The organism is Halomonas sp. FeN2 (assembly GCF_020595105.1).
GTDB lineage: Bacteria > Pseudomonadota > Gammaproteobacteria > Pseudomonadales > Halomonadaceae > Vreelandella > Vreelandella neptunia.
In genome coordinates this window covers 3831837-3849793 of record NZ_CP074200.1, presented here as the reverse complement: position 1 = coordinate 3849793, position 17957 = coordinate 3831837, and the positions used below count along the sequence as shown (strand labels likewise).

Below are 17957 nucleotides of genomic sequence, written 5' to 3'. Positions count from 1 at the left end.
AAAAAAAGGGCTTCAAACGCCCTCCCCTATAAAGGAGAACCATCATGGATAAGCTCGAAATGCGTCACACCCTGCTCGCCGCCAAAGCGCGTAAAAAGATGAGCTGGGATGATATTGGTAAAGCGGTCAACATGTCGCCAGTCTGGGTCGCCTCCGCCTGTTACGGTATGAACAGCGCCAGCCAAGAGGTTGCCGCTAAGCTTTGCGACACACTGGGTGTGGAGAGTGATGTCACCGACGCCCTGGTGGCCTTCCCTACCAAAGCCTGGGATGAAGCGATTCCCCAAGACCCGTTCATCTACCGCCTGTATGAAGTTGTCGGCGTTTACGGGGAGACTCTTAAAGACGTGGTACAGGAGAAGTTTGGCGACGGCATCATGAGCGCCATCGACTTCACTATGGAGGTCGACAAAATCGAAGATCCCAAAGGCGACCGGGTATTACTCACCATGAACGGCAAGTTTTTGCCCTATAAGTCTTGGTAAGACTCAGCTGAAAGACTCGAGCCTCACCACGCTGCGTTCAACCGCCGAACGGTAACCGGCACCGAACAGCAGCAGGTGATTCAGCAGCGGATAGAGCTGAAACAGGGCTTCACGCCTCGGCCATTCGGTCGGGGCGTTGCCGTTCCAGTAGGCGTCAAAAAAGGCCTCCCCTGGCGAACCAAATAGTGTCAGCATCGCCACATCAACTTCCGGGTAGTGGCGATAAACGGCCGGATCGATAAGCGCTGGTCCCCTGGTAGTGAAAAGCACATTCCCCGACCAACAATCGCCGTGTAGCAAGCTGGGCGGTGCATTCGGCAACCAGCGCTCTAAATCATGGGCTAAGCGCTCGATACGCCCTCGCAGCTCATTACTCAATAGACCACGTTGGTGGCACGCCTCACACAGGGGAAGTAGGCGACGCTCGCGCTGAAAAGCTCGTCCGTCGCTAAGCGGGGTATTCGGCTGAGGCGTTTGCCCACAGGCATTATCTTGATGCCAGCCGTGGGCATCGCCAATTACGCTGTGCAGGCCGCGCAGCCCTTCACCAAGCGCGGCCTCGCTCTTCGGCTCCACGGGCACTGTGTCTAATGACTCAATGACCAGCCAGCCCGCCGATAAACCTAGCACTTCCGGCACCGCAAGCTTCTCGCAGGCGCTGCGCAAGGCACCTAGCCCCTCGGCTTCACCGCGTACTCGCGCCGCGTCATCGTGCTTAATCACCACCTGCCCGTGCTGTGTCTCCAAGCGATAAACGGCAGCAATATCACCCCCACTTAGCGGCTGCAAACCGCCGGTGGGGGTTAACTCGATAGACTCGAGCAGTTGGCTCAGGGTGGCATCCATAGTGCGACTCTCCATAGGGATGAGTACGTCCTAAGATTGGTAGCTTAACTCAAGCGTTTATCGATCAATGATTCCAGTTCCAGCTGATCATCGTGGAAGCGGCGGATACCTTCAGCGAGCTTGTCGTTGGCCATGGCGTCTTGATTGTGGCCCCAGCGGAAGGCGGTTTCGCTCAGCGGCTCAGTCGGTTTGCCACTGCCTTTACCCGATTGAATTTGCGCGGTGACACTGCCTTCGGTGGCATCCAGCTCTTCTAGCAAGGCAGGCGAGATCGTTAGCCTTGGGCAGCCTGCTAAGGCAAGCACCTGGCCAGTGGTGCGGAAACTTGCGCCCATTACAACGGTGTCGTAGCCACCCTGGTTGGCGCGCTCACAAACACCCTGAACAAACTGAACGCCCGGGTCGTTTTCCGGCGTGTAGTCGTTGCCGGTCTCTTTTTTATACCAATCGGTCACGCGGCCGACAAAGGGAGAAATCAAAAACACCCCGGCATCAAAGCAGGCCTGGGCTTGGGCATCACTGAACAGTAGCGTCAGGTTGCACTGAATGCCCTCACGCTCGAGCACCTCGGCGGCACGAATCCCTTCCCAGGTGGAGGCGAGCTTGATCAGCACGCGATCCCGCGACACGCCGCGGGCGTCGTACAGTTCGATTAACTCATGGGCCTTGGCGATGCTGGCCTGAGTATCAAACGACAATCGAGCAGCCACTTCGGTGGAGACACGGCCCGGTACCACGGCGGAAATCTCACTGCCCATCGCCACCGCCAGACGGTCAACGGCATGCTTGACCTGCTCTTCACGGCTGCCACCAGAGGCTTTTACGCTGCTCAGCTCTTCGTCGATCAGCGCTTGATAACCGGACAGACTAAATGCCTTGAGCAGCAGCGACGGGTTAGTGGTGGCATCCTGGGGCTGATAACGGCGAATAGCCTCAAGATCTCCTGTGTCGGCGACGACAAGCGAATGTTGCTTTAACTGTTGCAGCTGGCTGGTCATAAAATCTCCTTGGTATGCGTTTAAGCGCCGCCATGGCGTTGTTCAAGTGCTGCGCAATAACGCGTATAAATGGGTTGGTAAGCGGCCACACTCTCTGGTTGTGGGTCAGCCACCGACTTGGCATCCAAATGGACAAGCCGCTCACACAGTGCTTCCAGTGTTACGCCCTCTGCACGCTGGTCACACCAGGCCGCCTGTATCGCGGCGCCAAGCGCGGCCGCATCGGTAATCTCAGGGCAAATCACCTGGGTACCGGTGATGTCCGCTACCATCTGCCGCCATACGGGGCTGTTAGCGCCGCCACCGATCAATCGAATCTGACTCGCCCCGGCGGTTAAATCACCCAACAATTCCAGCCCATAGCGTAGCCCGAAAGTGGCCCCCTCCACCACGGCCCGGCACAAATTAGCCTGAGTGGTATTCAGGCTGGTCAGGCAAAGAAAGTCCGCGGAGGCGTCGGGCAGCATCGGCACCCGCTCGCCGTTGAAAAACGGCAGCACGGTAACGCCCTCGGCCCCTATCGGCGCGCTGGCTACTTTTTCGCCAAAGGCGGCCAGATCCAAGCCAAACAGCTCGCGCACCCGCGTAGTGGCCGAAGTAACGTTCATCGTGCAGATCAACGGCAGCCAGCCACCGGTGCTGGAGCAGAAGTTGGCGACCATGGCGCTATCGCATTCAACAGGGTCAGCCGAGTAAGCGCAAACGGTGCCGGAGGTGCCTAAACTCAGCGTAATGAGCCCTGGGGTAATATTGCCAGTGCCAATGGCACCCAGCATATTGTCACCACCGCCGGAGGAGACGACAACCTGATCGCCAAGCCCAAGTTCGCGGGCCACCGCCGAGCACACAAAGCCTACCGGTTCATGGGCTTCCAGCAGCTGGGGCAATACCCGCGCCGGGTCTAGTTCTGGGGCTATCTCTGCAAAAACATCCAGCTGCCAGCAGCGCTTACGGGTATCGAAGTAGCCAGTGCCGGAAGCATCGCCCGCCTCGGTGACCCGTTCACCGGTTAGCCAAAAATTGAGATAGTCGTGAGGCAGCAGCAGGCTCTCAATGCGTCGATACGCATCCGGCTGATGCTCCCGTAGCCAAGCGACTTTAGACGCGGTATAGCCGGTTTGCAGCACCAGTCCCAGCTTCTCTAAGCAACCTGCTTCGCCGCCAAGGCGGGTAACCAAATCAGCGTTCTGGGCGCTGGTCTCGGTATCGCACCACAGCTTGGCTGGATAGACCGGCACGCCTTCGCCATCGAGCGCGACCATGCCGTGCTGCTGGCCAGAGACACCAATGCCGCGCACTTGGCTAGCCGATACAGCGGCTTTATCCAACGCGGCAAAAAACGCCGCTTTCAAGGCGGCTAGCCACTCCGCGGGCGCCTGCTCTCGGCGACCATTTTCGCCCTCGTCCAGGTGATGAGGGCGGCTTGCTTCAGCCAGAATCTTGCCCCGCTCAACGTCTACCACCACTACCTTGGTACTCTGGGTACCGCAATCTACCCCGATATACATCACAATGTTCCTTTGGACGACGCCAGACCCTCTAGCGTAGCGCGTGCGCCACGTTCGTGCAGGGAACTTAGAGCAGCTAGATAGGCTTCCACAAAACGGGTGCTGTCGATTAAGTCGCCAAACAGCTCGCGATTTTCGATAAAGGCCGTTGGTCGCTGACGGTTCTCCGCAGCAATCGCCATGAGCGGCGCTTTCAAGCGATCGACAATCTCGATGGGCTCGCCATGCTCGTCCACCCCTTCAGCGTAGCGTGCCCAGCTAGCCACCACGGCGGCGCTGCGCTCTATTTCACCATCTTGTGCCAACTGCTGGCGAATCACCGGCACTAGCCATTTAGGAATGCGGTCAGAGCTCTCGGCACAGAGCCGCGCCAGGGTATCTTTGATTTGCGGGTTGGCGAAGCGCTCAATCAGCGTTAGGCGGTAGGTTTCCAAATCAACCCCCGGCACCGGCGCCAGGGTCGGCGTGCCCTCTTCGCGCATATAGCCCAGTAAAAAATCAACGAATAGCGGATCTTGGCACACCTCATGGGCGTAGCGGTATCCGGCCAAATAGCCAAAATAGGTCAGCGCTTGGTGGCTGGCGTTGAGCAGGCGCAGTTTCATCAGTTCGTAGGGCTCGACATCCGCCACGACTTGAACACCCACTTTATCAAACGCCGGACGCCCAAGGGGGAAGTGATCTTCCAACACCCACTGGGTGAAGGGTTCACAGACTACCGGCCAGGCGTCCTCTACGCCAAAGCGCTGCCTCAGTTCATCAATATCCGTGGACGACGTCACCGGAGTAATGCGATCCACCATGGCGTTGGGAAACGCCACCTCGCTGGCAAGCCAAGCGCCTAACTCGGCGTCACGCGCCTGGGCATAGGCGCCAAACATACGCTTGGCTACATCGCCGTTACCTTGAATATTATCGCAGGACATCACGGTAAACGGCGCAATACCCCGCGCACGGCGGCGGGCGAGCGCTTCCACCACCAGCCCGAAGCTGGTGGTGGGGTGGGTGGGGTTGGCAAGATCGGCGCGCACCTGGGAATTATTGAGATCGAACTCGCCACTCACCGGATGAAAATTGTAGCCGCCTTCGGTTACCGTCAAGGATACAATGCGAATCGCCGGATCAGCCATCTGCTCAATGACTGCCTCGGTGTCTTCCGGTGCAAACAGGTAATTCACCATACTGCCAATGACCCGCGGCTCATACTGGCCATCGGGGTGTTTCACCACCAGGGTGTAGAGGTAATCCTGCGCTGCCAGCGCCAGCTGCATGCGTTTGTCGCCAGGCATCACGCCTACGCCGACAATGCCCCAATCCAGCGCCTCGCCCTGGTTCATCAATGCATCCAGATACATCGCTTGGTGGGCGCGGTGAAAGCCGCCTACCCCAATATGTACGATGCCAGGGGTGAGAGTCTTGCGGTCATACTGAGGTTTGGCAACGTAATTAGATTTGGCAACATCGTCGGTTAGCTTGCCCAGGTTGTGATTGTTAAGTCGGGTCATGGGACTCTCCAGCCAAGGCCTGCTTGGCGCGATGGGGTGAATATGGCAGGTAACAAGTGGCGATATAGAGCGCTAGCGCCAGCGCTGATCGGGCGGCAAACAGCAACTCTTCACCAACTGAGCGTTGAGCATATCTTTGTGATGGGTGCGCTCCAGCGCCCCGGCTCGCCCCTGGCCCATCTCAAGCCAGCGATTGATCAGCCGCTCAACCAGCACAACGTCATCGACGTCTAAAAATAGCGTCCAATCGAACAGCGGTCGCAGTTCGCGCCAGGGGGAGCGGTCAAGCAGCAGGTAGTTGCCCTCGACAATAACGATTCGCTGCTCAAGGGTGATCAATCGTCCACCGGCACGGGCTAGATCCAACGGGCGGTCAAAAACCGGTACCGCTACCGGGTGGCTAGCCTGGCGGATGCGCTCGAGGTCGCAGCGCAACCCCTCCACATCGAAGGTATGGGGCGCGCCTTTTATCGGCACCTGCTCCTCGCCCAGCACAGCGTTATCGAAGTGGTAGCCATCCATGGGCACTAGCCCTGCCTGGCCCGGCAGGTGCTGATTAATGGCATCACAGAGCTGGACGCTGCGATAGGATTTCCCCGCCCCCGGCGGCCCTGCTAGTGCGACCAGATAGCGTGAGGCGCCTTCGGCGGCGCGAATAATCTGATGGGCTAACGTATCAAGATCAGGGGTCATGGCCACCTCAGCTCATCCAGTTGCCGCCATCGACATTGAGTGTCTGGGCGACCACGTAATCACTGTCTTGGCTGGCCAAGAACAGCGCCGCGCCGGTGTGATCTTCGGGGAGCCCCATACGCCCAAACGGCACCGCCTCGCCCACCAAGCGTTTTTTCTCGCCGAGCGGACGGTTCTCGTAACGGGCAAACATTGCGTCGACCTCTTCCCACATCGGCGTGTCCACAACCCCTGGGGCAATGCCGTTAACGTTGATACCGTGTTTGATCAGATCCAGCCCACTGGATTGGGTAAGACTGATGACAGCCGCTTTGCTGGCGCAGTAAACGCTTACCAGGGCTTCACCACGGCGGCCTGCCTGGGAGGCCATATTAATGATTTTGCCACCCTGGCCACGGGCCACCATCGAACGGGCAACCGCCTGCAGGGTAAAAAACATGCCTTTGGTATTGACCGCAAACTGCTTATCGAAGCTCTCCTCGGTCACCTCTAGCACCGGCGCCATATCAAAGATGGCAGCGTTATTGACCAAAATATCGATGCCACCAAAGCGCTCTATTACCGTTTTAACCATGGCATCGATCGAGGCCTGATCGCAGACATTCAGCTCGACCCCCATCACTTTTTCGGCAGGCGCCTGCTGCTGCAGCGTCGCTAAAGCATCATCGATAGCGGCCCGATCAATATCCGCCACAACCACGCTGGCGCCTTCGCTTAAATAACGCTGGGCAATGGCCAAGCCGATGCCCCGCGCGCCGCCAGTAATCACCGCGATTTTGTTGGTTAGTTTCATCGTCATGCTCTCGTTAAGGCGAACAGCTGGAACCCTTGGCTTGCCATTCGTCCACCAAGGCTTCCAGGCCGTGCATATGTTCTAAAATACGCCAGGCACCGACTTGAGTAAGGCGCGCCGCTTGATCAACATCCACATGGCTGGCGCCGACAAACCCAATCACGCACATACCCGCAGCACGGGCGGCCGTCACCCCGGCCACGCTATCTTCTACCACCAGGCAGTCACGCGGCACTTGGCCTAAGTGAGATGCCGCCAATCGGTAGAGTGCGGGGTCGGGCTTGGGGTGCGCTACCTGATCAGCGGTAAAAATGGGCACCTCGCCCAACGCATCGGCCAACCCAGTGCTTGCCAGTGATGCCAATACGCGGCTGCGCCGACTGTTGGAAACCACCGCCTTTTCCAAGGTAATGCCACGAATCGCCTTGTCGGCGCCGTCTATAGCTTTAAGCTCCTGCGCCAATCGGGCCTCGATAGCGGTATCTACCTGTTCTGTGGCGTCCAATGGCAACATGTGGGCGCTTAGCGCTTCGAGATGAGCGAGAATAGCCGCCGTGGTCATCCCCAGCGCTTGACCTAATTCCTGGTCGATGTTCAGATCGGGCAGCCAGTGGGAGAGGTACTCCACCAGTGTGCCTTCCGCAAGAGCCTCGCTGTCGACCAGCACACCATCACAATCAAAGATTAACGTCCTCATGAAGGCTCCTCAGAAGGCGAGCCGGGGGCGCGGTTGTCATGGCGGGTCAGCCCCGCTAGCGGATGCTGCTGCAAGCTAGGTAGGGCTAGCCCGCCTGCGTCAAACAGGTGAGCGCGCTCGGGGGCAAAGCCGAAACGCACGGTCTCGTTGACCCGATAGGCCACATCGCCATCAGCCATAATAGTGATCAGTTCATCGTCCATTTGAACGTAGAGCGAGGTTTGACCGCCGAGGCGCTCAAGCACTTTGATCTGCCCACTCAGCGGCCCCTGCTCCTCGAGTATCAGGTGTTCTGGGCGAACACCCAGCTCGAGGGTGGCGTTTGCATCCAAGTGCGCACCGTCCACCGGCACGCTGCGCTCGCCGCCACCGGGCAGACGAATCGCTACGCCTTCAGGCGTTACTCCGATCAACGTCACCGGTAGAAAATTCATTTTCGGTGAGCCAATAAAGCCCGCCACAAAGCGATTGCGGGGGTGGTGGTAGAGTGCCATTGGCGAGCCCACCTGCTCGACCACGCCGTCGTGGAGCACGACGATTTTATCCGCCATGGTCATGGCTTCAATCTGGTCGTGGGTGACGTAAATCATGGTGGCGTCCAGCTCATCATGCAGACGCGCCAGCTCGATACGCATCTGAACCCGCAGCGCAGCATCCAAGTTGGAGAGCGGCTCATCGAACAGGAAGATGCTGGGATTACGCACAATCGCCCGGCCAATCGCCACCCGTTGGCGCTGACCACCCGAGAGCGCTTTGGGCTTACGATCCAACAGCGGCTCTAACTGGAGAATTTTGGCCGCTTCCAGCACCTTGGCGCGTCGCTCCTCCTTGGGCACTCCGGCCAAGCGCATGCTGAAGCCCATGTTGCCCTCTACCGTCATATGCGGGTAAAGCGCGTAGCTCTGAAACACCATGGCGAGGCCACGGTCGGCGGGGCCGACGTCATTGATGCGCTGTCCGTCGATCAAAATATCGCCGTCGGTCGCACTTTCCAGCCCGGCGATCATACGCATCAGAGTCGATTTACCGCAGCCGGAGGGACCAACGAAGACCACAAATTCTCGGTCATTGACCTCAAGGTCGATGCCCTTGATCACCTCGGTGTCGCCGAAACGCTTGGTAATATTGTTCAGTTGTAGTGTTGCCATGAGGAAGATCCTTTACTTGACGGCACCAAAGGTCAGGCCACGTACCATTTGTTTTTGGGTCATCCAACCAAGTATTAAAATCGGCGCAATCGCCATGGTGGAAGCGGCGGACAATTTGGCCCAGAACAGCCCCTCAGGGCTTGAGAATGAGGCGATATAGGCGGTTAACGGTGCAGCACTTGAGGTCGTTAGGTTGAGACTCCAGAACGCCTCGTTCCAACTCAAAATGACCGATAGCAGGCCCGTTGAGGCGATACCGGGCAGCGTGAGTGGCAACAGCAGAAAGAACACTTCCTGGAGAGTGGAGGCGCCGTCCATACGCCCTGCTTCAAGAATGTCTTTGGGCATATCCTTGAAGAAGGTGTAGAGCATCCACACCACAATCGGCAGGTTCATCAGGGTATAGATGATGATGAGACCGGTGCGTGTGTCGAGCAGCCCAACGTCGCGGCATATGAGATAAATCGGCACCAGCACGCCTACCGAGGGCAGCATTTTGGTGGAGAGCATCCATAGCAGCGTGCCTTTGGTACGCTTAGTGGGCAAAAAGGCCATGGCATAGGCTGAAGGAATCGCAATCAGCAGCGCGAAGAACGTTGAGCCAAATGCCACCGCGACACTGTTGAGCGCAAAGCGTGCATAGCCGGAACGCGCATGCACGTCCTGATAGCTCTCTAAGGTGGGCGAAAAAATCAGCGAGGGGTCGGCAATCGCCGCTGTTTCCGTTTTAAAGCCGGTCAGGATCATCCAGAAAATCGGAAAGAAGATCACCAGCGCCACCGACCACCCCAAAAGCGTCAGCAAGATGCGCTTGCTTTGCGCCGACCGCCACCCTGACACCGAGCGTGGCGCTGCGGTTTTGGAACTTAATGTTGTCATCGAAGTACTCCCAAGACACAAGTGCCGGTCTAATCTTCCAGGTTTTTGGCTACCATTCGAACCAGGAAGATCGCCACGATATTGGCGAGGATGATCGCAATCACCCCACCGGCGGAGGCAGTGCCTACGTCAAAATCCAGTAACGCACGAATGTAAATCAGGTAAGCCAGATTGGTCGTCGCCAAGCCAGGCCCGCCGGAGGTAGTGACGAAAATTTCGGCAAAGATGGTCAGCAGGAAGATCATCTCAATCATGATCACCACGCTGATGGCACGCTTTAGATGCGGCAGAGTGATAAAGAAAAAAATCGCCACCGGCCCTGCGCCGTCCATCCGCGCCGCTTCCACCTGATCCTCATCCAGGGATTGCATCGCGGTGAGCAGGATCAGCAGTGCAAACGGCAGCCACTGCCATGCAACGATGATCACAATCGAGGTTAGCGGCAGCGAAGAGAACCAATCGACAGCGGGCAGCCCAATGGACTCAGCCAGCCATGCCAGCACCCCATTCGAGGGATGCATCATCATGTTTTTCCACACCAGGGCACTCACGGTGGGCATTACAAAAAACGGTGAGATCGCCAGCACACGGGCAATCCCGCGCCCCGCAAACTCCTGCTGGAACAGCACCGCCAGCAGTGTGCCGCCCACTACAGTAATCGCCAGCACCCACCCCACCAGCAGCAGCGTGTTGCCCATAGCGGCCCATAGGGCAGGGTCGGTGAGAAGGTATTCATAGTTTTCCAACCCGGCAAAGCCCGTCATGCCGGGCATTAGCAGGTTATAACGCTGGAAGGAGAACCATAGCGTCATGCCCAGTGGCACAATCATCCAAAGCAATAACAGCGTTACAGCAGGCGCTTGAAGCGAAAGCGTCCTTAGCCCGCCGACCGTCCGGCCAGAAGCACGTGTTTTATTCATGGAAATACCTGCAGAAACAGTGTGGGGGCAATGCCTGCCTAGTTAGCTAAGGCAGGCATTGCGGGCCATCAGTCTAGATAACCGGCACGCTGCATGGTGCGTTCGGTGGCACGCTGAGCACTGTCTAGCGCCTGTTCAACGGTGGTGTCACCGGTCAGCGCCGCGGCAATGGTTTGGCCAACCTGGGTGCCGATCGACTGAAACTCTGGAATGCCCACAAACTGCACGCCCACATAGGGATTGGGTTCCAGGGTGGAGTCGGTAGGGTCGGCGTCTTGAATAGCCTTCAGCACGAAGTCAGCAAAGGGGGCTGCTTCGGTGTACTGTTCATTGGCGTAGGTCGACTCACGAGTGCCTGGCGGCACGCTGGTCCAGCCTTGAGTTTCACCGACCAGTTCAATGTACTCTTGTGAGGTCGCCCAGGTAATAAACTCGCGCGCCGCTTCCTGGTTCTCTGAAGAGGCCGGGATAGCTAGCGCCCAGGACCACAACCAGTGTGAGCCTTTGGGTGTTTTTGCGATAGGCGCTGGGGCAAAACCTAAGCTGTCCGCCACATCGGACTCATTGCCGTCATACAGTTTGCCCGCTGCCGACGTAGCATCCACCCACATTGCGCAGTTGCCACGGGAGAACAGCGCCAGATTTTCGTTAAAGCCGTTGGAACTTGCGCCTGGCGGGCCGTAGTCGTTGAGCAAATCGACATAGAACTGGATAGCGTTAACCCAGGCTTCAGAGTTGAGCTCTGGGTTCCACTCTTCGTCAAACCAGCGGCCACCGTAGGTATTCACGAGGGTGGAAACAAAGGCCATGTTTTCACCCCAGCCTGGTTTACCGCGCAGACAGATACCGGCCAGACCTTCTTCGCTGCCGTGCAGCTCGCCCGCCCACTCACGCACCTCTTCCCAGGTGGGCTGATCGCTCATTTCAATACCCGCTTCCTCAAACAGATCCTGGCGGTAGTACATCATCGAGCTTTCGGCGTAGAAAGGCAGCGCATGCAGCGTGCCGTCCAAGCTCAAACCATCGCGCACCGAGGTCAGCAGATCGTCTTCGTTGTAATCGTCGGGCAGATTATCCAGCGGGGAGAGCCAGCCGCGCTCTGCCCAAATAGGTACTTCGTAAGTGCCGATGGTCATCACGTCGAATTGGCCGCCACCAGTAGCAATATCGGTGGTCATGCGCTGACGTAACACGTTCTCCTCAAGCACCACCCAGTCCAGGGTGATATCGGGGTGAGCCTCTTCGAAAGCCTCGGTGAGGCTCTGCATAATCACCATATCGTTGTTGTTAACCGTGGCCACGGTAATTTCGGTTTGCGCCTGGGCATGGCCCGACATGGCAATGGCGGCCGCTAGCGTGGTAACGGGCAAGTGACGTGCGAGTCGCATAAAGCACTCCTATGGGCTGGTATTGGCATTGTTGTCGCCTTGATCTTATTGATCAACTATCGAACAAATGATCGTACGTAAGCCAAAAAAAAGCAAAGCTGATTAGCTTAGACTTTACGCTAATTCATTATCTCTAACGCATATTGCAGTGCACGCAGCTGGGTTTGAAAGCCCTAGAGTGCTTCAACGATCTGCCGCGCGGCCACTTCGTCAGTCACCAAGCCCTTCAGCCAGCCGCCGCGCAATGCGGCATGGATCGCCGGGGCTTTTTCGTGCCCTCCCGCAATCGCCACCATATGGTGCTTACCAAAGCGCTCCAGGGGAAGACTGGTGACCCGCCGCGTAATTGAGCAGTCTATCACCTCGCCGTCGCGATTCAGCGGCCAACCAAGCAACTCCCCTACCGCTTTCAGTCCCAACAATTCATCCAGCTCGCTTTCACTAATGAAATGGTCTTGAAACAGCGTGGCCTGACGGTCGATGCGCCCGACACCGATAAACGCTGCTTCTGACTGTCGCGCCACATCAGCAATCGCTTTAAAGAGGCGTTGAGCCAGCATCGCCTCTTTTTCAGCCAGCGACTCGGCGACCACCGGTGCAGGCAGTAAGAAGCGTTCGCCGCCGGTTTTATCCGCCATCACCATCACCGCATCGTAGCGGTTGGCCGAACCATCTCGGGCGACATTGCCCACCAGCGACACAAAGCGATGTTGGGGCCGCTCAACGCGGCTAAGCGCTTCCACCGCGGCCCGCACAGAACGCCCGGTGCCTAGCGACAGGGTTAATGGCTCGCTGCGTTCGACCAGTTGCGCAATGCGCTCGGCAGCAGCGACTGCCAAGTAGGAAGCGGCGCTGTCGGCGGCGTGGCTATCGGCAGGTACCACTTCACAGTAGGTCAAGCCAAAGTGGTCGCGCAGCGTGCTGCCCAGCGCCATGCAGTTAGAGATCGGGTGATCAATATGCACTTTTACCAGCCCTTCCTGGCGAGCCAACGCCAATAAACGCTGCACACCGGGTCGTGAGACACCCAACTGGCTGGCGATCTCATCCTGGGTCATTCCACCTACGTAAGACATCCATGCGGCTCTGGCCGCCTGATCCAGCTTTACCTCAAATTTATCCATGGGATGGCTCATCTAACAATCGTGGGTAAACGTCATAAAAGCATCATCATACAAAGCCAAGCCCGCGACCAGTAGTCGCCTATCCGCTAACATAGCCAGAGTTCAACGTTTCACACTGGATTGATCGTTTGGAGGTACAGTATGTATAAGCTCGCATTTTTTGTCCCCGTAGAAGATGCCGAAAGTGTCAAACAGGCGGTATTCGAAGCCGGAGCCGGGCGTGTAGGGGCGTACGAAAACGTCTGTTTTCAAACCCGAGGCACGGGGCAGTTTCGCCCAACGGAAGGCGCCCACCCGCACATCGGCTCGGTGGGCAGCTTGGAAAAGGTCGAAGAGTTCAAAGTCGAACTGCTCTGCGATGAAGCGCATATTCACGGCGCCATCGCGGCCTTGAGGCTTGCCCACCCCTATGAAGAAGTCGCTTATGATGTGTGGCAGCTCGCCGATCTATAATCAGACCTTTAACGTCTTACGCACTGCCAAAATAACGCTCGCGATCTTCTGGCGTTACCATGCTGATATGCAGCGGAAATTCATTGCGGGGGCGGTCGGCGTAAAAATGCTTGAGGGTGCGCTCAATAGTCATGAAGGCGAGCTCATCCCAAGGGATCTCATGCTCTTCGAACAGCGCGACTTCCAGGCTTTCCGGCCCGGCGCTGAAGCCACCGACTAATTCGGCGCGAAAAATCATATACACCTGATTGATATGCGGCAGGTCAATTAGCGTGTAGAGGTTGGCCAGTTCGACCTCGGCACAGGCCTCTTCACGGGTCTCACGGGAAGCGGCCTGCTGGGTTGATTCGGCATTTTCCATATAGCCGGCGGGCAGTGTCCAGTAGCCTTTGCGCGGTGAAATCGCCCGTTTACAGAGCAGCACTTTACTACCGCTGACGGGCAGCGTACCGGCGACAATGCGTGGGTTCTGATAGTGAATCGTGCCGCAGGCATCGCACAGGTAGCGCGGGCGGTCATCGCCTTCCGGGATGGCAAAACGTACTTTATCACCACACTGGCTGCAAAAGTTCATCGCATATTCTCAACGGCTAGTGAATAGAAGCCTCGACGCGCTTGACGTCAACGACCGCTGCTGGGTAAAAGAGAACAAAGTAACGGGATACCCCATGTTAGAGAAACTGCGTAAACAGCTGCAACAGCTGACTCCTCAACGCTTGGATCACATAGTGATGCCCGAGGCCGCCGTGCTGTTGCCGATTGTCGAACGCCCAGCGCTTACCTTACTGTTTACCCGCCGGGCCAGCCACTTGAGCACCCACAGCGGCCAAGTGGCGTTCCCTGGCGGCAAGCGCGAGCCCTTTGATAGCGACCTTTACGCCACGGCACTGCGCGAGGCAGAAGAGGAGATTGCCCTCGACCCCGCGCTGGTGCAACCCCTAGGTAGGCTGTCGGACGTTATTTCGCTGCACGGTATTCGCGTTACCCCCTGGGTGGGCATTATTCCGCCGGATTTACCGCTGATCGCCGACCCAGGAGAGCTAGACGCTATTTTTGAAGTGCCACTAAGTCACTTTCTAGACGATCACCGCACCCATACCGACGTGATTACCGTGGATGGCGTTGCCCACTACGTGCCTAGCTATCATGTGGACGGCCATGTGATTTGGGGATTATCTGCCATGATGCTGGTCGAGTTACTGGCCGAGGGCTTCGGTATGCCGATTGATTTATATCAACGCCCCCAGGGGCCGCTGCGCCACCACCCTGAGCGCAAAAACCGTCTATCTAAACTCTCTACAAGCGTTCCTGATTCGGCGCCATCGAGATCCAACCAATGATCCCTAGTGTTGCTACGTCGTCACCTGCGCTTCAGCCCGAGACGCAGGTCGCTCTTGTGGATGCGCTGGTTGAACAGGGTTGGTATGTAGGCCGCGGGGCTATTGACTTGGAGCTATGCGGCGCGCTGAATAATGAGCTTCTCCAGCGGGCGGCCTATAACGGACTGGATGAAGCGGGCATTGGTCGCGGACAACAGCACCTACTGCGTAAAGATATCCGCGGTGACGCTATTCATTGGCTTGATCGAGAAAGCGCTGCCCAACGGCGATACTTAGACGCCATGAGCGAGCTACAGCAGGCGCTTAACCAGGCGCTGTTTTTGGGCTTATTTGAGTACGAGGCCCACTTTGCCCACTATCCACCGGGCGCTTTTTATCAACGTCACCTGGATAGCTTTCGAGGCCGTGCCAACCGCGTGATATCTACGGTCGGCTATTTGACACCGGACTGGCCCAGCGACGGTGGCGGTGAGATGGTGATCTACCACCCCGACGACCCCAGACAAGAGGTCGCCCGGGTGGTACCCGAAGCGGGCACCTTCGCCTGCTTCTTATCTGAGACCATTCCCCATGAAGTGCTACCAACTCGCTGCCCGCGTACCAGCATTGCGGGTTGGTTTAGGCGCAACGCATCGCTGGGAGGGGTTTTGGACCCAGCACGCTAGCGCTGCACCATCGTTTAGCTAATCGGCACGATCTGGCCATTCGCTCGCTCTAATATTTCACTTACCTGCTCGTAGTTGACGCTGGAGGCATTACCCCCGTCATGCTTTTCAATTAAGCCAACTACGTTTAACAGCGTTTCCATACCAAATACTTGCTCATCCGTGGCGGTGAAGGCTTGAATGTAGCGATTCCCCTCTTCACCCCAGCCTACTTTGATCGGCGAATCGATAATATTGACCTGGGTGCCTACCGGCACACGCCAGAACACCGACTCGATATCTTCCGGGTGCATGCGGATGCAGCCCCGGCTAGCCCGCATACCAATGCCATCTGGTTGGTTGGTGCCATGGATCAGGTAACCGGGGATATCCAGCAAAATAGCGTATTCACCCAAGGGATTGTCGGCACCAGGGGGAACTACCGCAGGGGCTGGGTCGCCCCGCTCGGCGGCTTCACGACGAATCGACTCAGGTGGATACCAGGCCGGGTTTTCAAGCCGCATAGTGGTTTCGGTAACTCCAAGTGGGGTGTTATAAGCATCCCGCCCGATACCAATAGGGTAGGTTTCGACCCGCGGCGTCTCGCCCTCTGCTACCTCGGGGTAGTAGTAAAGGCGTAGCTCTGCCACGTTAATCACAATGCCGCTACGCGCTTCATCGGGAAGAATATACTGCCCGGGGATCGTCACTTCGGTGCCTTCTCCCGGTACCCAGAGGCTGGTATCCGGGTTGGCCATACGAATTTCTTCGTAGCCCACGTTGTGTGCCCGGGCAATATCCAGCAGCGTATCCTCTTCGGTCGCCGTGACGGTATACACTTGGCCCACCATGTTGCCCTCTTCAGGCAGTAGAAAATGCCCTTTGGGAAGCTCGCTGCTATCGGCCACAGCACTTGAGGCTAATAGCCAAGCGCCTAGCGCAACGCTGCTAACGCAGAACTGTTTTAAACACTGCAAAGGGTGGGAAATCATGGTCAGGGTTCTCCTTTTTATGTGACCTCACTTTTATCAAACCTTTTATCAAACAGAGGATAGAAAGCGAGCCATTTGGAGACGAATATGAACACTGAGCGAGGGCGGGTCAACTCAACAGCCTGTGGCATGACGGCGCGGGTGTAGGCCCATGAGGGCCGAACAGCAGTGGTGGTGGTACTTAAAAGTTTCACTTTAATGGTTGTATTTTTGAACGCAGCGACTAACCTGATAGTTGTCTTGACGCAGTGAAGCGCAAGATAGCGTTAATTATCCAATGCACTAATTCTCAATGCATTAAGTAGCTAGGGTAATTAACACACTTAGGAATAATAGTATCGGCATTGCCATCGCTTATTTTAAACGAAGCCAATACCGTCACTATTGATTTATTCGGGTTGCTACGCGGAGTCGTTAAGCCCAATAAAATCGCAAGGAGCAAGCAAAATGAAAATGATCAAACCCGCTATTCTAGGTACTCTCATGGTTCCAGCCTTTATGTTTGCCGCTGGCAGCGTAAATGCTGAAGAAAACACCACGACCATGGAAGCGACCTACCTAACGGAAACGCCAGAAAACACATTCCACGCTGACGCCTTAACCGGCAATCAAGTCAAAAGCAGCGTCGAAGATGACGAAGACATCGGCACCATTACTGACCTCGTGATTGGTGAAGACGGCCAAATCAATGCTGTTGTTGTTGGCGTTGGTGGCTTCTTAGGTATGGGTGAGAAAAACGTTGCGATTGAATGGGATTCACTTGAGCTGACTAAAGACGAAGATGGCGATGATTATGTCATTACCGTTAATGCATCAGAAGATGCGCTTGAAGCAGCTGAAGAGTATAACCGTGACGGAGACGAAGACAAGTAAGCACTAGTCATAAGATAAAAGCCTTGGCAATTGCCAAGGCTTTTTAATGCATGTCATTTAAGATAACAAAGAAATAATCAAAAACCTAAAATGCGTTTAGTTAGCAAAATGGCTCGCGCACACTGTTTATACGCGAGCCATCTATGTCAAAACACAACCTATTTATAAGCAAAGTACAGCCTAGACAAAATTAGGCTTTCAGTTTAGCCGTCATGCTAATATCAGCATTAAGTACTTTGGAAACAGGGCAATTGGCTTTAGCCGTTTCCGCTGCTTCTTGGAATGCTGCGTCATCAGCGCCACTGATCTCAGCAACAACGTCCAGGTGAATGTTCGAGATATCAAAACCTGCATCGCTTTGGGAAAGAGTCACTTTGGCGCTGGTTTCGATAGCGTCAGCGGTATAGCCTTTCTCACCCAAAATCATGGAGAGCGCCATTGAGAAACAGCTGGCGTGTGCCGCGCCGATCAGCTCTTCGGGATTGGTACCAGGCTCTCCCTCAAAGCGCTGTTTAAACGAGTAGCCCGCATCTAGCACACCACTTTCAGTAGACACATTGCCTTTACCGTCTTTTAAACCACCTTCCCAGCGTGCACTTGCTTTACTATCCATACTGTTCTCCTTTCCTGTGATAGTTAGCTTATCGATTAGGCTCCGATAAGGCTCGGTA

20 protein-coding genes are annotated in these 17957 nt (G+C 56.4%); 5 read left to right on the top strand and 15 right to left on the bottom strand.

What is annotated here, in order from left to right; translation table 11 throughout:
* Positions 1–44 precede the first annotated feature (44 nt).
* The gene (gene cynS, locus KF947_RS17695) at positions 45–485 is read left to right on the top strand and encodes a cyanase (protein WP_133731191.1); all 441 of its coding nucleotides are present in this window, start codon (positions 45–47) and stop codon (positions 483–485) included.
* Between the two features lie 3 nt (positions 486–488).
* Here the strand turns inward: cynS and KF947_RS17690 are convergent, their stop codons facing one another.
* From KF947_RS17690 to KF947_RS17635, 12 genes are all read right to left on the bottom strand, one after another.
* Positions 489–1331: a fructosamine kinase family protein gene (locus KF947_RS17690; protein ID WP_133731192.1), complete on the bottom strand. Its 843-nt coding sequence runs from the start codon at positions 1329–1331 to the stop codon at positions 489–491.
* Between the two features lie 44 nt (positions 1332–1375).
* Entirely contained in the window at positions 1376–2329 is a 954-nt protein-coding gene (tal, locus tag KF947_RS17685; RefSeq protein ID WP_133731193.1) for a transaldolase, read from the bottom strand.
* 20 nt (positions 2330–2349) lie between these two features.
* Positions 2350–3837 (bottom strand): xylulokinase, encoded by a 1488-nt coding sequence (xylB, locus tag KF947_RS17680; protein WP_133731194.1) that lies wholly within the window; start codon positions 3835–3837, stop codon positions 2350–2352.
* A complete protein-coding gene (locus tag KF947_RS17675) occupies positions 3837–5342 on the bottom strand; it encodes a mannitol dehydrogenase family protein (protein WP_223287810.1) in 1506 nt (501 codons plus the stop codon). Before KF947_RS17675 ends, xylB begins: the two co-directional genes overlap by 1 nt.
* Before the next feature lie 72 nt (positions 5343–5414).
* A complete protein-coding gene (locus tag KF947_RS17670; RefSeq protein WP_133731196.1) occupies positions 5415–6035 on the bottom strand; it encodes a nucleoside/nucleotide kinase family protein in 621 nt (206 codons plus the stop codon).
* A 7-nt stretch (positions 6036–6042) separates the two neighbouring features.
* The gene (locus tag KF947_RS17665; RefSeq protein WP_133731197.1) at positions 6043–6828 is read right to left on the bottom strand and encodes an L-iditol 2-dehydrogenase; all 786 of its coding nucleotides are present in this window, start codon (positions 6826–6828) and stop codon (positions 6043–6045) included.
* 13 nt (positions 6829–6841) lie between these two features.
* Positions 6842–7525, bottom strand: a complete 684-nt coding sequence (locus tag KF947_RS17660; RefSeq protein WP_133731198.1) for an HAD family hydrolase — start codon at positions 7523–7525, stop codon at positions 6842–6844.
* Positions 7522–8673 (bottom strand): ABC transporter ATP-binding protein, encoded by a 1152-nt coding sequence (locus tag KF947_RS17655; RefSeq protein ID WP_133731199.1) that lies wholly within the window; start codon positions 8671–8673, stop codon positions 7522–7524. The genes KF947_RS17660 and KF947_RS17655 overlap by 4 nt, the downstream gene beginning before the upstream one ends.
* 12 nt (positions 8674–8685) lie before the next feature.
* Positions 8686–9552, bottom strand: coding sequence for a carbohydrate ABC transporter permease (locus KF947_RS17650; RefSeq protein WP_227404658.1), 867 nt, complete (start codon positions 9550–9552; stop codon positions 8686–8688).
* A gap of 29 nt (positions 9553–9581) precedes the next feature.
* Positions 9582–10472, bottom strand: a complete 891-nt coding sequence (locus KF947_RS17645; protein ID WP_133731200.1) for a carbohydrate ABC transporter permease — start codon at positions 10470–10472, stop codon at positions 9582–9584.
* Positions 10473–10540: 68 nt separating this feature from the next.
* The gene (locus KF947_RS17640) at positions 10541–11860 is read right to left on the bottom strand and encodes an ABC transporter substrate-binding protein (protein ID WP_133731201.1); all 1320 of its coding nucleotides are present in this window, start codon (positions 11858–11860) and stop codon (positions 10541–10543) included.
* A 173-nt stretch (positions 11861–12033) separates the two neighbouring features.
* The gene (locus KF947_RS17635) at positions 12034–12984 is read right to left on the bottom strand and encodes a sugar-binding transcriptional regulator (RefSeq protein WP_133731202.1); all 951 of its coding nucleotides are present in this window, start codon (positions 12982–12984) and stop codon (positions 12034–12036) included.
* Between the two features lie 141 nt (positions 12985–13125).
* Here KF947_RS17635 and KF947_RS17630 point away from each other — a divergent pair, with 141 nt between their 5' ends.
* Positions 13126–13437: an NGG1p interacting factor NIF3 gene (locus KF947_RS17630; protein ID WP_133731203.1), complete on the top strand. Its 312-nt coding sequence runs from the start codon at positions 13126–13128 to the stop codon at positions 13435–13437.
* A 16-nt stretch (positions 13438–13453) separates the two neighbouring features.
* Here the strand turns inward: KF947_RS17630 and KF947_RS17625 are convergent, their stop codons facing one another.
* Complete coding sequence (locus tag KF947_RS17625) at positions 13454–14011, bottom strand: NUDIX hydrolase (protein WP_141439670.1); 558 nt, start codon at positions 14009–14011, stop codon at positions 13454–13456.
* A 94-nt stretch (positions 14012–14105) separates the two neighbouring features.
* On the opposite strand from KF947_RS17625, the gene KF947_RS17620 reads away from it, so the two are divergent.
* Positions 14106–14777, top strand: a complete 672-nt coding sequence (locus tag KF947_RS17620; RefSeq protein WP_227404657.1) for a CoA pyrophosphatase — start codon at positions 14106–14108, stop codon at positions 14775–14777.
* On the top strand, positions 14774–15442 hold the full coding sequence (locus KF947_RS17615; RefSeq protein WP_133731206.1) for a 2OG-Fe(II) oxygenase: 669 nt from the start codon (positions 14774–14776) through the stop codon (positions 15440–15442). Before KF947_RS17620 ends, KF947_RS17615 begins: the two co-directional genes overlap by 4 nt.
* Positions 15443–15456: 14 nt before the next feature.
* Here the strand turns inward: KF947_RS17615 and KF947_RS17610 are convergent, their stop codons facing one another.
* Entirely contained in the window at positions 15457–16413 is a 957-nt protein-coding gene (locus KF947_RS17610) for a L,D-transpeptidase family protein (RefSeq protein ID WP_227404656.1), read from the bottom strand.
* A gap of 447 nt (positions 16414–16860) precedes the next feature.
* Here KF947_RS17610 and KF947_RS17605 point away from each other — a divergent pair, with 447 nt between their 5' ends.
* Positions 16861–17286: a PRC-barrel domain-containing protein gene (locus KF947_RS17605; RefSeq protein WP_133731208.1), complete on the top strand. Its 426-nt coding sequence runs from the start codon at positions 16861–16863 to the stop codon at positions 17284–17286.
* Positions 17287–17476: 190 nt separating this feature from the next.
* Here the strand turns inward: KF947_RS17605 and KF947_RS17600 are convergent, their stop codons facing one another.
* Positions 17477–17899 (bottom strand): OsmC family protein, encoded by a 423-nt coding sequence (locus KF947_RS17600; protein ID WP_133731209.1) that lies wholly within the window; start codon positions 17897–17899, stop codon positions 17477–17479.
* Between the last annotated feature and the right edge of the window lie 58 nt (positions 17900–17957).